This window comes from Brachybacterium zhongshanense (assembly GCF_055385755.1).
Genome location: NZ_AP043790.1, coordinates 2,473,607 through 2,486,362 on the forward strand (window position 1 = coordinate 2,473,607; position 12,756 = coordinate 2,486,362).

Below are 12,756 nucleotides of genomic sequence, written 5' to 3' on the forward strand. Positions count from 1 at the left end.
CGTCAGCTCCTGGACTCGGCGAGCGCCTTCAGCCGCAGCACGGAGGCGCGCAGGTTGTCCGTCGTGGTGGCGCGGGCCCTGGCCAGGCGCTTGGGGTCCCGCAGGCCGGTCCAGTCGTAGGTGTGGGTGACGCGCGCTCGGCCGTCCTCGAGGGGGTCGACGTCCCACCGCCAGAGCTGCCCGAACGGGCGCCCTCCCTGCTCGGAGGGCTGCCAGGCGATGGATCGGCCCTCGACGAAGCGAACGACATGGTTCTCGCGGACGGCGCCCTTGGTGAGCAGGGTCAGGAAGGACTCTCCGGCGCCGTGGACCCGCTGCCCCTCGACGGCGGAGCCGACGTTGTCGTTGCCGTCCCAGTCGGCGTGCCGGGCGGGATCCGCGATGAGCTCGAAGATCGCTTCCGCCGGCGCATCGACGATCTCCTCGGCGTCGATGATCCGCTCGTCGTCGGCCGGGCGTCCCTGCAGTCCGATCTCTCTCATGCGCAGCCGGTAGCCGAGCTTCTCGTTGATGCCGATCATCCAGGGGTTCACGTGGGAGTTCCAGGTGAGCAGCGAGCGAACCCGCGGGGCCCGCTCGCCGAGCACGCGATGCGTGGCGATCTTCATCGCCAGACCCAGCCGATGCCCGCGATGTGCGGGCATGACCAGAGTGTTCTCCTGGAATGCGAGGGAGGCGCCGTCCCGCAGATGGATCACGGAGTTGCCGGCGACGGTGCCGTCGGGCGCGATCGCCACGGCGAGGATCCTGCGGATGCCGAGCCGCTCCAGCCGCGCCTCGAGATGACGCATGCGGTCGAGGTCGTAGGCCGGGGCCTCCTGCTCGAAGTCCTCGTCGGGGTCGTCGAGGTCGAGCTGGGTCAGGAGCTTCCCGTAGGAGAGCAGGTGCTCCTCGGGGATGCCGTCGTCCCACAGCTCGATCCGGTAGTCGCCGAGGCGCTCGTCGGCCTCCGCCTGCAAGGAGTCCAGCACCGCGATGTCGATCGGCAGGTCAAGGGCGCGGCACATGGTGACGTTCCGGCAGCGGAGGCCGATCCGCGTCGCCAGACGGTTGGCGGGCAGGCTCGCGTCGTCGACATCGCCGTCGGCGGGCACGTCGGCCCAGGCGTCGACGAGGCCGCGACCGCTCTCGCGGATCGCCGGCAGCAGCGCCTCCTCCACGAGCGCGGTCGCGATGCCCTGACCGCGGAAGGCCGGATGGACACCGAGGGAGAGGTTCACGGCGTCGGTGTTCTCCTGCAGCGGGAGCATCAGCGACCCTGTGCCGACGATCGCCTCGGCACCGTCCATGGGCTCGGCGAGAGCCACCCAGGTGCGGGTCCGACGGTACGGCGTGTCCTCGAGCGCGACACGGCGCTGGGCGGAGGTCATCGCGAAGCTGCCGCCGAGGGCATCCTCATCGATCGCCTTCTCGAGCGCGATCAGCTGCTCGACGTCGATGTCGGCGAGAAGGTCCAGGGGGCGGATGCTCACGTGCATGCGTCCAGTCGACCACGGGGCAGGTCGCGCCGTCGACCGAATTCGACGGCGACCGGTCCTGACAGCGATCGGTCCTGGCAGCGATCGCTCTCGCCGTCGCCGCCCCCGGCGACGGCGAGGGCCGGCGGGGAGCCTCTCAGCGGGCGGCGCGCAGCAGACGGATGATGCCGAGAGCGGCGAGGACCCCCAGCAGCCGGAGCGCCCACGTGACCGGCCCGGGCCCATCGGTGCGGCCGGGACGCGAGCAAACCGGGCGATCGGAGGTGGAGCGCAGGGGGTCGGGGTGCCTGGTGCTCATGGTGCGAGTCATGCTACCGACCGCGTCGGGAGCGATGGGAGCGGGTGAGCCCCTTGCCGGGCTCGATGCCGGTCCCGGTGTCCCGCTCGTGCTCGAGCGCCTCGCGCAGATAGGGCAGCGAGAACTCGACCAGGCCGCGGCCGGCGGGCTGGATGAGGTCGTCGTCGATGAGGCGCTCGCGGTAGGTGGACTGGTTGCGCGGATCGATGCTCATCCGCTCGGCGATGTCGCCGACGTTCGAGGGCCCGTCGTCGAGCAGCATCGCGTGCAGGTACTCCCGCTTGCGGGAGCTGAGGCCGCGCAGCGCCGGCCCGTGGACGTTCTTGATCATCGAGGCGACGGTGGACTCGCGCCCGGCGCGGACGTCCTCGATCTCGATGATGTCCGCGCCCTCCGCGCTCTGCCAGGCCTTCGAGCCGATCAGCTGGATCAGGTACGGGTACCCCTGGGAGATCTCCCCGGCGAGGACCGCGGCCTCCGGGGTGATGGAGCGGTCGGTGTCGGCGACCGTCATGCGGATCGCCTCGGCCGCGGTGCCGACGTCGACGCTTCCCACCTCGATGCGATGGGCGCGGCGCAGGAAGGTGGTGCGCTCATGGTCCAGCAGCGCGTCGACCCCGGTGCGCACTCCCGCCGCGACGAAGGCGATCGCGTGCCCGGCGCCGATCAGGTCCTGCACGTGCTGGGTGACGGCATGGAGCTGGTCCCGCTCGACCGACTGCAGCTCGTCGATCGAGATCAGCAGGCCGCCGCCGTCGACGTCGGCGAGCGCGGCGAGGCGCTCGAGCACCGCGGAGAGGGTCTCGACCTCCCCCTCGTAGCGCTCCACGACCTCCCGGGACGCGGACAGCGAGGAGATGCGGGCGCTGGTCAGGCGCGACCTCTCCGCCTCGGGGTCCATGCTGCGCAGCATGCCGACCGCGCTCGAACGCAGCTCCTCCACCAGGGACGACGAGGAGGTGTGCAGCCGCAGGTCGATCCAGCCCGCGTCGGTGGCGAGGTCGGAGAACTCGGTGAGGAGAACGGTCTTCCCGGCACCGCGCGCGCCGGAGATCAGGATCGCGCGGGCCTCCGGGACCTGCCCCGACAGCGCCGCGGTGAACTCCTCGATGGCCTCGGCGCGCCCGGCGAGGATGCTCGGGGTGAGCCCGAAGCCGGGGGTGAAGGGGTTGTCGTGGCGGCGCGGCGCAGACTGCTGCGGGGAGTGCATGGGAGGAACCGTAGGCGACCCCGCGCCGGTGCCGCGACGTCCTCCCATCGTCCGGCGATCGCTCCCGCCCGCTGCCGCCCTGCTGTCAGGCACGGATCGTCTCGACGCCGGCGGCATGCAGCTCGCGCTCGAGGGTGCCGTCGTGCTCGGGATGCACCGACGCGGTCAGGCCGCGCAGCACCCGAACCTGCGCACCCGATGAGGCGCAGCCCAGCGCCGTGGCCCGTACGCAGAAGTCGTAGGCGAGACCGGTGATGTCCACGCGCTCGAAGCCGCCGTTCTCGATCAGCTCGTCGACCCTCTGGCCCGGCGCGCCCGTCCCCTCGGACCCGGCAGCCCCGTCGGCGCCGGCAGCCCCGTCGGATCCGGCCTTCCCGTCGGCGTCCTCCGAGCCGCCTGTCGCAGCGATCCCGCGGCCCACGATCGTGCCCTCGAGCGCGCTGTACGCGGGCTCCCCGTACCCCTTGTGCACGATCTCGATGCGCTCCCCGAGCTCCTCGACCAGGTCCCTGATCTGCGGGTGCAGCTCCGCGCCGGGCGTCCCGGCGACGCAGTGCACGGGCCAGGACTCTTCGTAGTCCGGCTCCTGCGGCGGCACGGCGAAGTGCCCGCCGTTGTCGGATCCGGGACGGTGCCAGTCCTGCGTCACCAGGATCCGGTCGTAGACCTCTCCGCGGTCCCGCACGTACTGCGCGAGCGCCGCGGCGACGCGCCTGCCGCCTGCGACGGCCAGCGCCCCGCCTTCGCAGAAGTCGTTCTGGACGTCCACGATGATCAGCATCGTCCCGCTCATTCCCATGCCCTCCTGCTCCATCGCCCAGCCGCTCCATGGTCCTGCGACCATCCTGCCCTCGACGCCCGCAGCGCGCACCCAGGCTTCCCAGGCATCCCAGGACTCTCGGAGCCGCCGAAGGCTACTCACGCGTCACCGGGCCCTGGCACAATCGCAGGCATGCTCCGATCGCTGACCGGACCGACGACGTCGTCGGCCTACCCCGCCCTGCTGTCGCCGCTGGATCTCGGGCCCTTCGAGGTGCGCAACAGGATCGTCATGGGGTCCATGCACGTCGGCCTCGAGGATCGGCCCGCCGACGCCGCGAAGCTCGCCGCCTATCTCGGCGAGCGCGCGCGCGGCGGCGCGGGCCTGATCGTGACCGGCGGATACTCCCCGAATCGCACTGGTCGTCTGACCCCGCACGGTGCGCAGGCCGACGCCGCGACCATGCGCCGCCACCGGCGGGTGACGCGCGAGGTCCACGAGGCCGACGGACGGATCGTGCTGCAGCTGCTGCACGCCGGCCGGTACGCGATGCATCCGCTGGCGGCCTCGGCCTCGTCGGGCCGCTCGCCGCTGTCCCCGTTCCGGGTGCGGCGGCTGACCCGCCGCGGAGTCCGCCGGACGATCGAGCAGTTCGCGCTCTCGGCGCGCCGTGCGATCGATGCCGGGTACGACGGCATCGAGATCATGGGCTCCGAGGGCTACCTGCTCAACCAGTTCCTGGCCCCGGCGACCAATCGTCGGCGCGACCGCTGGGCGCGCGGCGATGCGGGCCGACGGGCCCTGCCCCTCGCGGTCGCCGCGGCCGTGCGGGCCGCGATCGGCGACGACCGGCTGCTCACCTACCGCATCTCCCTGCAGGATCTGGTGCCCGGCGGCCAGGACTGGGAGGAGACGCTCGCGCTCGCGCAGGATCTCGCAGGACACGGCGTCGACGTGCTCTCCACGGGCATCGGATGGCACGAGGCGCGCGTGCCCACGATCGTCACCTCCGTCCCCCGCGGTGCGTTCACCGAGGTCACCGCTCTTCTGAAGGACGAGGTGCCGATCCCGGTGGTGGCCTCGAACCGGATCCACGACCCGCAGCTCGCGGAGCGGGTGATCGCGGACGGGCAGGCGGATCTGGTCTCCATGGCGCGCCCCCTGCTGGCCGATCCCCGGCTGCCGGAGAAGCTCGCCACGGGTCGGGCTCCCCAGGTGGTCTCCTGCATCTCCTGCAACCAGGCGTGCCTGGACCGCGTGTTCGACGGCGAGCGCGCGAGCTGCCTGGTCAACCCGCGTGCCGCCCATGAGACGGAGCTCGTGCTGACCCCGGTGGTGCAGCGCCGGGCGCGGCGCGTGGCCGTCGTCGGCGCGGGTCCCGCGGGCATCGAGGCCGCGCTCGCCGCGGCGGAGCGCGGGCATGTGGTGACGCTCTTCGAGGCGACCGACGAGATCGGCGGACAGCTGCGCCTGGCCGCGCGGGTCCCCGGCAAGGAGGACTATGCGCAGGCGCTGCGGTCCTGGCGAATGCGACTCGCGGCGGCGGGCGTCGGGATCCGGCTCGGTGTGCGGCCCACGGGCCGGGACCTGCGCGGCTATCACGATGTCATCGTCGCCACGGGCGTCGCCCCGCGCGAGATCGACCTGCCCGGCTTCGCGACCTCGCACGATCGCTCGTCCGCCGCGGCCTCGGCCGAGGCAGGACCGTCGGCCGAGGCAGGACCGCCGACCGAGCAGGTCGGGCCCCAGGTGATCAGCTATCAGGATCTGCTCGAGGAGCGCACGGTTCCCGGGGAGCGGGTCGCGATCATCGGCGCCGGAGGCATCGGGGTCGACGTCGCCGAGTATCTGACCTCGGCGATCCCCTCCCCCACGCTCGACCTGCCGGCCTGGCGGGACCACTGGGGCGTCGCCCTCCCCACGGAGCCGGACGCCGGTCCCGGCGGCCTCCGGGCACCTGTGCCCGCACCGGGTCGGCGCTCCGAGACCGACAGGGCCGACGGGACTGCCGACTCCGATGGGGCTGCCGGCTCCGACGGGGTCGGACATGGGCTCGCCGTGCCGCGGGACGGCCGACGAGCCCGCGAGGTGCACATCCTCCAGCGCAAGGAGACGAAGATCGGAGCCCGTCTCGGGCGCACGACCGGGTGGGTGCATCGGGCGGAGCTGCGCCGTGCCGGGGTGATCGAGCATCGTGGCGTCGTCTACGAGCGCGTCGACGAGGACGGCCTGCACTTCCTCGAGGACGGCGAGGAGCGCGTCCTCGAGGTCGACACGGTCGTGGTGTGCGCCGGTCAGGTCAGCGTCAGCGACCTGGCCGATGAGGTGCGCGCCGCCCGGGGCGGCCGCTCGCCGCGCGTCCACGTCGTCGGCGGGGCCGACGTCGCCGCGGAGCTCGACGCCGAGCGCGCCATCCGCCAGGCCGTCGAGACCGCGGCGGCTCTCTGAGCGCACCCTGCACCGGACGGTCGGCACCGGACGGTCCGCACCGGGCGACGCGGACTCGGAGGAGGCCGGCGCCTCAGAGGTCGGCCGCGCCCTCCAGGACCTCGCGGGCGATCGGTCCGGCCGTGACCGACCCGTAGCTGCCGTCCTCGACGAAGGCCGCAACCACCAGGTCCCCCTGGGCGACGATGACCCATGAGTGCAGCTTCAGCTCGCCGTCCTCATCGGTCCACTCGGCGGTGCCCGTCTTGCCGATGACAGGGTCACCGGGGAGGTCGGCGAAGTCGTCGAGGCTCCCGTCGGTGACGACACCGCGCAGCATCTGCTGCATCTGCTCGGTCTCGTCCTCGGTCAGCGGATCGGCCACCTCGAGCGCGGAGCCGCCGTCGGCCCCGGCCTCGGAACCGCTGTCGGACGCCGCGTCGTCGGCGAGGATGCGGGGCTGGACGGCCTCGCCCTGCTGGATGCTCGCGAGGACGACCGCCATGGACAGCGGGGAGGCGAGCACGCGGCCCTGGCCGATCATCGCGGCCGCATGCTCGGTGCCCTCGTCCTCGGGATCGACGGAGCCCATGAACGCCTCGAGCCCCTCAGGGGCGTCCTGGCCGACGCCGAGGGCGGTGGCGGCGTCGGCGAGCGACTGCTGGTCGACGGTGTCGGACTCGAGCACCATCGCCGTGTTGCAGGAGTGCGCGATCGCCTCGGCGAGGGTCATCTCCCCGAACAGGTCGGAGGAGAGCGAGTCGGCGTTCTTGAAGCTGCGTCCCTCGACGGTCGCGGTTTCGGGGCACTGGACGGTGCTGTCGGGCGTGAGGCCCGCGCGCAGCAGCCCCAGAGCGGTGACCGTCTTGAAGGTGGAGCCGGGCGCGTACTGGCCGACGAGCCCGACGGGATACGACTGGCCGGTCGGTCCGAGCGCCGAGGCGAGCAGGTCGCCGGTGGAGGGCTGCAGCACGATCACGGCCGACGGGGCGTCCTCGTCGGCGATGGCGGACGTCGCGAGCTCCTGCATGTCGGAGTCGAGGGTGATGGCGACGTCGGTGCCGTCGGTCGGCTCGATCCGGTGCAGGGAGCGCTCGGTGCCGGCCTCGTCGTCGACCGCGCGGACGTCCAGTCCGTCGGTGCCGACCAGCTGGTCGTGGCGCGCGGCGACCACACCGCCGCTCGCCACGAGATCCCCCTCCTCGATCTCGCCGTCGGAGCCCTCGACATCCTCCGCGGTGGCCTCCCGGAGCGAGCCGAGCACACCGGGCGCATAGCTCTTGGAGATCGCGAGCGGCTGGGTGTCCTCGAGGGCGCGATAGCCGGTGATCTCCTCCGCCCGGTCCAGCGGATAGTCGCCGACGGCCTCGGCCCGGATCGTCAGAGCGGGCACGAACGCCTCATCGCCGTAGCCGGCGACCTTCTCGGCGTAGCTGTCGGCATTGATGCCGAGCAGGTCGGCGAGATCGCGTGCCGCCTGCTCCTGGTCGTCGGCGTCGATCTGGGTCTTGTCCAGACCGAGCACGCGCACGTCCCGCTCTCCGTAGACGTCGTTCCCGTCGCGGTCGACGACGGTGCCGAGCGCCGCGGACAGCGTCGAGAGCTCGAGATGCTCGCTCTCGGTGAGGTCCGGGGCGAACACCTCGCTCCCGAGCTGCGCATCCCAGCCGTCATCGCCGCGCACGAGCGTCACCTCGGTGGTGTACTCCCAGGTCACGGGCTCCTGGTCCGCGGCGTCGGACCCTGCCACGTCGGATCCCCCGGCGTCGGAAGCACCGCCGTCGGAGGCACCGCCGTCGGAGGCGTCGGATCCGCCGGCGTCGGAGGCGTCGGATCCGCCGGCGTCGGAGGCGTCGGCCTCTGCCTCGGTGCCGCCGGACAGGGTCCAGGTCCAGTGCAGGGTCGCGGTGCGCGCGCCGTCCTCGGCGGTGCCGGGGTCGTCGACCTCGACGACGGGCAGCTGGCCGGTCGTCTCGATCATCTGCCCGAGCGCCCGCTCATGCTCGTCGGCGGCCTCCTGGGCGGTCATGCCGTCGAGACCGACCTCGCCGAAGTCGCCGCTGGAGAGCGCGTCGGCGAGGTCCTCCACAGCCTGCGCGCCGTCACCGAGACGGCCCCTCCACAGCAGCAGCGCGACCACCAGCGCGGCGATCGCGACCACCGCCACGGCGATGATCAGGGGCGTGCGTCGACGGGGCCGTACGGCGTCGGAGCTCATGGCGCTCATCGTCACGGACCGGGCGGCCCGAGTCCAATGCGCTGGTCAGGCCCCTAGACTCTCCCCATGCCCCGTGTGCTGCACACCTCCCAGGCTCTCGTCGACGTCGTCGTCGAAGTGCCCAGCCTCCCGCCGCGCGGCGGGAACACCAATGCCATCAGCGAGAACCGCTACGCGGGAGGCGCTGCGACGATCCTGATCGCGGCCGCCCGGACCGGAGCCGAGGCGGTCCACGGGGGCGCCCACGGCACAGGTCCGAACGGCGACCTGGTCCGAGAGGTGCTCGCGGCCGACGGCGTCTCCCTCGCCGACATCCCCCGCCCCGACGCCGACACCGGCTCGTGCATCGTGCTGGTGGAGCCGACGGCCGAACGCAGCTTCATCACCATCTACGGCGCCGAGCGGCAGATCACCGCAACCTCCCTCGCCGCCCTGGAGCCGCGACCCGGGGACCTGCTGTGCGTCTCCGGCTACAGCCTGTTCGAGCCCACCCGGGAGCCCCTGCTCGACTTCCTGGAGTCGCTGCCCGACGGGATCGAGGTCGTGCTCGATCCGGGCGAGCCCTTCGCCGCCTTCCCCGCGGAGATCCAGGACCGGGTGCTCGCGCGGACGACGGTGTGGACCTCCAACGCCGACGAGGCCCGCGCGATCACGGGCCTGGATGCGCTCGAGGACACCCCGGAGGCGCTCCGCCGCCGCATCGGTCCGCATGCCGTGGTCATCGTCCGCGACGGCGAGCGCGGCTGCACCGTCTTCCATCACGGCCGCGGAACCGACATCCCGGCCTTCCCGCAGACGCCCGTGGACACCAACGGGGCCGGCGACACCCACACCGGGGTGATCCTGGGCGAGCGGGCCCTCGGCGCGGACTGGGAATCCGCCGCGACCCGCGCCAACGCCGCTGCCGCGATCGCCGTGACCCGCCGCGGCCCGCAGAGCGCTCCCACCCGCGCGGAGGTCGACGCCTTCCTCGCGTGACAGCGATCCAGCGATCCAGCGATCCAGCGAGCCAGCGGGACGAGAGTGCTGAAGGGCTGAAGGGCTGAGGGGCACTGGCAGTTCCTCCCTCGGCAGGCGGCGCGCGGTTAGCGTCGAAGAATGCGACGTCTCCTCATCCCGTCGACCGCGCTGCTGTGGGGCCTGCAGCTCGCCTTCCTCAATCCGGCGCTCGCGCTGATCCTCACGGCGCTGTACGACGCCAGCACGACCGAGCTCGGCTGGGCGCTCGCGCTGTACAACGCGAGCGGTCTGATCGCCACCGCCATCATCCCCTCCCGCGCCGACCGCAGCCATCGCTATCTGCCGCCGATGCTCGCCAGCGCCGGACTGACGTTCCTGCTGGCGGTGCTGCTCGGCGTCGTCGGATCCCTTCCCGTCGCCGTCGCCGCGCTGATCGTCCTCGGCGGGCCCGCCGGGGTGGGCAGCTCCCTGCTGTTCGCCCACCTGCGCCATTCCGGGGCGAGCAGCCGCCAGATCGTCAACACGCGTGCACTGTTCTCCGTCTCCTGGGTGGCGGGCCCGCCGCTCGCGACGCTGATCATCGGTGCCGCCGGCGAGCGCGCGGTGCTCGGCGCCGTCGCACTGATCGCCGTGCTCTGCATCCTCGCCGGCACTGCGGTGCAGCGGACCGCCGCCGCGGACGCGACCGCGTCGTCGTCGGCGGAGGCTGAGGCGGAGGCGGAATCGGAGTCGACCACGTCAGCATCGGCGCAGGCGTCGTCGGCCCCGGAGCCTGCGGAGGCATCCGACGGCGAGCCCGCAGCCGGACGCGGTCGCGTCGCAGCTGTCGTCGGCGCCTTCGTACTCCTGCAGGCGGCGAACGCGAGCGCCATGAGCTTCCTGACCGTCTACGTCGCCCAGACCCTGGGTCTCGACGTGGTCTGGGCGGGCATCGCCCTGGGCGTGGCGGCGGGGCTCGAGGTGCCGGCGATGTGGATCCTGGGATGGCTCGGCGAGCGGCACAGCCCCTGGCGGCTGCTGCTCGTGGCCGGGGTCGTCGGCGTCGTCTACTACGCGCTGCTCGCTGCGGTCTCCGGGCCCGTGGGCCTGATCGCGATCCAGGTCCTGAACGCGTGGTCGTTCGCGACCGTCTCCGGCATCGGACTCACACTGTTCCAGCAGATCATCGACCAGCCCGGACGGGCCACAGGCCTCTACATGAACTCCCGCCGCGTGGGAGCGATCCTCTCCGGCGGAGCCATCGGCGCCGGGTCCGCGACCGTGCTGGGCCAGTCCGGGATCTTCGTGCTCTGCGCGATCCTGACGGCGGGCGGTGCACTCGTGCTGGCGTTCGCCCGGCCACGGCGCCGCCCGCCGCGGCCGGCGTCGCCGTCGGCCGCTCCCGACGAGGACCGCCGCACGATCCCCGGCTGAGGGTCCCGCGAGCGGCACCGGATGTGAGGACTCCGTGCCGATGACCGACCGGGCCGAGGTGTCCCAGGTCTCCTTCTCCTACGATGGAAATCGCATGCCCGTCTCCCATCGCCACCGACTGGAGGAGCCCGGATGAGCCTCGAGAGCACGCCGACGGAGAGCCTCTCCTTCCACGACTTCTCCGCCGTCACCATCGACGGCGAGATCCAGGAGATGAGCCGCTACCGAGGAGCTCCCGTGCTCGTGGTCAACACGGCGACCCAGTGCGCCTTCACCCCGCAGCTGCGCGGCCTGGAGTCCCTGCACCGGGCCTTCTCCCCCGAGGGGTTCTCGGTGCTGGGCTTCCCCTCGGACCAGTTCCATCAGGACCCCGGCACCGACGCCGACACCCAGGAGGCCTGCTCGGCCTTCGACGTCACCTTCCCGCTGTTCTCGAAGATCGATGTCAACGGCCCGCACGCCCACCCGCTGTGGGCGTGGATGCGCCGTCAGAAGGGCGGAGTGCTCGGCGGTCGCATCGCCTGGAACTTCACGAAGTTCCTCATCGACGCCGACGGCCGCGTGCTGCGCCGCTTCGCGCCACCGGTGCCTCCCAGCCGCATCGCCCGCGTGATCGAGCATCAGCTGGGCGTCGACCCCGGCAGCACGGTCCTCCCCGACGTGTGAGCCCTCGGGCGCTCGAGCCGTCGGGTGCTCGAGCCGTCGCGCTGGTATAGACCATCCGACGTGATGGCCGGCACAGGGACATTGATAGCGTGGTGCGCATCGATCACCCACAACGAAAGGGGGACCTGTGGAAGGCATCGCCGTCGTCCTCATCCTCGCCGTCATCGCCATCATCGTCATCGCCATCCTGGCGGGACTCCTGTTCGGTGGCCTGCGCACCTCGATCATGTTCACCGTGCATACCCAGGAGAACGTGATCGTCGAGAGGTTCGGAAAGTTCCGCAGGGTTGCGCGCCCGGGTCTGAACCTCAAGGCTCCGTTCATCGACAGCACCACCCGCCCGATCTCCCTGCGCATCCAGCAGCTCGAGGTCAACATCGAGTCCAAGACCAAGGACAACGTGTTCGTGACGGTCCCGGTGGCGGTGCAGTACGTCATCAAGGAGGAGCAGGTCGTCGACGCCTACTACCGCCTGTCGAACCCGGAGAACCAGATCCGCTCCTACGTCTTCGACACCGTCCGCTCCGCGCTGTCGGCCCTCGAGCTGGATGCCGCCTTCGAGTCGAAGGACGACATCGCCCGCAGCGTCGAGAACACCCTGTCCTCGCGCATGCAGGAGTTCGGCTTCAACATCGTCAACACGCTGGTCCAGGACATCTCCCCGGACGCCCGGGTGCGCGACTCGATGAACTCCATCAATGCCGCCCAGCGCGACCGCGTGGCCGCTCAGTCCCTCGCCGAGGCCGACAAGATCAAGCGCGTGACCCAGGCCGAGGCCGAGGCCGAGTCCAAGCGCCTCCAGGGCGAGGGCGTCGCCGCCCAGCGCAAGGCGATCGCGATGGGCATCGCCGAGCAGTACGAGATGCTCCGCAAGGTCGGCATCGAGCAGTCCGCCGAGCAGCTGCTGCTGATGACGCAGTACTTCGACACCATGCAGGACGTGGCCCGCAACGGCCGCTCCAACGTCCTGTTCCTGCCCTCGAACCCCGGCACCGTCGGCTCCATGGGCGACGAGATCCGCAACGCGATGCTCCAGGCGCAGGCCGCCCACGAGGCGGACTCGGTCGCCGACGCGGTCGACGACGAGCAGCGCCGTGCCCAGGCGCAGCGCCGCCAGCAGGAAGCCCGCTCCCGTGCGGAGGCGGCCCGTCGGCATGCGGAGCAGGATGCACAGCGCGCCGCCCAGCAGGAGGCCTCGCACCGAGGCGATGAGCAGCTCCCGCCGTGGGCGCATCCCGGCAGCGCCGGATGACCTCCGGCCGCTGATCGTCGGCCGTGGAGCCGCGGGCCCGTCTCCCCGAGGGGAGGCGGGCCCGCCGCATGTGC

At 72.1% G+C, this 12,756-nt stretch carries 10 protein-coding genes; 5 read left to right on the top strand and 5 right to left on the bottom strand.

The window, feature by feature from the left end; all coding sequences use genetic code 11:
• Positions 1–2 precede the first annotated feature (2 nt).
• From ACZ5AJ_RS11130 to ACZ5AJ_RS11145, 4 genes are all read right to left on the bottom strand, one after another.
• Positions 3–1,478, bottom strand: coding sequence for a GNAT family N-acetyltransferase (locus ACZ5AJ_RS11130; RefSeq protein ID WP_464134369.1), 1,476 nt, complete (start codon positions 1,476–1,478; stop codon positions 3–5).
• Positions 1,479–1,614: 136 nt separating this feature from the next.
• On the bottom strand, positions 1,615–1,776 hold the full coding sequence (locus ACZ5AJ_RS11135) for a hypothetical protein (RefSeq protein WP_464134373.1): 162 nt from the start codon (positions 1,774–1,776) through the stop codon (positions 1,615–1,617).
• A gap of 13 nt (positions 1,777–1,789) precedes the next feature.
• A complete protein-coding gene (locus ACZ5AJ_RS11140; RefSeq protein ID WP_464134376.1) occupies positions 1,790–2,986 on the bottom strand; it encodes an AAA family ATPase in 1,197 nt (398 codons plus the stop codon).
• A gap of 85 nt (positions 2,987–3,071) precedes the next feature.
• Positions 3,072–3,779 (bottom strand): isochorismatase family protein, encoded by a 708-nt coding sequence (locus ACZ5AJ_RS11145; RefSeq protein WP_464134380.1) that lies wholly within the window; start codon positions 3,777–3,779, stop codon positions 3,072–3,074.
• A 159-nt stretch (positions 3,780–3,938) separates the two neighbouring features.
• Here ACZ5AJ_RS11145 and ACZ5AJ_RS11150 point away from each other — a divergent pair, with 159 nt between their 5' ends.
• Positions 3,939–6,194 carry an oxidoreductase gene (locus ACZ5AJ_RS11150; RefSeq protein ID WP_464134384.1) on the top strand — a complete coding sequence of 752 codons (2,256 nt, stop codon included), beginning with the start codon at positions 3,939–3,941 and terminating at the stop codon, positions 6,192–6,194.
• A gap of 73 nt (positions 6,195–6,267) precedes the next feature.
• Here the strand turns inward: ACZ5AJ_RS11150 and ACZ5AJ_RS11155 are convergent, their stop codons facing one another.
• Positions 6,268–8,391 (bottom strand): penicillin-binding transpeptidase domain-containing protein, encoded by a 2,124-nt coding sequence (locus ACZ5AJ_RS11155; protein WP_464134388.1) that lies wholly within the window; start codon positions 8,389–8,391, stop codon positions 6,268–6,270.
• 66 nt (positions 8,392–8,457) lie between these two features.
• Between ACZ5AJ_RS11155 and ACZ5AJ_RS11160 the strand changes: the two genes are divergently transcribed.
• The 4 genes from ACZ5AJ_RS11160 to ACZ5AJ_RS11175 all read left to right on the top strand — a co-directional run bounded on the left by ACZ5AJ_RS11160 (position 8,458) and on the right by ACZ5AJ_RS11175 (position 12,682).
• On the top strand, positions 8,458–9,369 hold the full coding sequence (locus ACZ5AJ_RS11160; RefSeq protein ID WP_464134393.1) for a PfkB family carbohydrate kinase: 912 nt from the start codon (positions 8,458–8,460) through the stop codon (positions 9,367–9,369).
• A gap of 120 nt (positions 9,370–9,489) precedes the next feature.
• Positions 9,490–10,764, top strand: a complete 1,275-nt coding sequence (locus ACZ5AJ_RS11165) for an MFS transporter (RefSeq protein WP_464134398.1) — start codon at positions 9,490–9,492, stop codon at positions 10,762–10,764.
• A 132-nt stretch (positions 10,765–10,896) separates the two neighbouring features.
• Positions 10,897–11,430, top strand: a complete 534-nt coding sequence (locus ACZ5AJ_RS11170; RefSeq protein WP_464134401.1) for a glutathione peroxidase — start codon at positions 10,897–10,899, stop codon at positions 11,428–11,430.
• Positions 11,431–11,557: 127 nt separating this feature from the next.
• Positions 11,558–12,682, top strand: coding sequence for an SPFH domain-containing protein (locus ACZ5AJ_RS11175; protein WP_464134404.1), 1,125 nt, complete (start codon positions 11,558–11,560; stop codon positions 12,680–12,682).
• The last annotated feature ends 74 nt before the right edge of the window (positions 12,683–12,756 follow it).

Coding starts and splice junctions, on each gene's coding strand:
- ACZ5AJ_RS11130 (WP_464134369.1), bottom strand. CDS start 1,478: ATGCACGTGAGCATCCGCCCCCTGGACCTTCTCGCCGACATCGACGTC.
- ACZ5AJ_RS11135 (WP_464134373.1), bottom strand. CDS start 1,776: ATGAGCACCAGGCACCCCGACCCCCTGCGCTCCACCTCCGATCGCCCG.
- ACZ5AJ_RS11140 (WP_464134376.1), bottom strand. CDS start 2,986: ATGCACTCCCCGCAGCAGTCTGCGCCGCGCCGCCACGACAACCCCTTC.
- ACZ5AJ_RS11145 (WP_464134380.1), bottom strand. CDS start 3,779: ATGAGCGGGACGATGCTGATCATCGTGGACGTCCAGAACGACTTCTGC.
- ACZ5AJ_RS11150 (WP_464134384.1), top strand. CDS start 3,939: ATGCTCCGATCGCTGACCGGACCGACGACGTCGTCGGCCTACCCCGCC.
- ACZ5AJ_RS11155 (WP_464134388.1), bottom strand. CDS start 8,391: ATGAGCTCCGACGCCGTACGGCCCCGTCGACGCACGCCCCTGATCATC.
- ACZ5AJ_RS11160 (WP_464134393.1), top strand. CDS start 8,458: ATGCCCCGTGTGCTGCACACCTCCCAGGCTCTCGTCGACGTCGTCGTC.
- ACZ5AJ_RS11165 (WP_464134398.1), top strand. CDS start 9,490: ATGCGACGTCTCCTCATCCCGTCGACCGCGCTGCTGTGGGGCCTGCAG.
- ACZ5AJ_RS11170 (WP_464134401.1), top strand. CDS start 10,897: ATGAGCCTCGAGAGCACGCCGACGGAGAGCCTCTCCTTCCACGACTTC.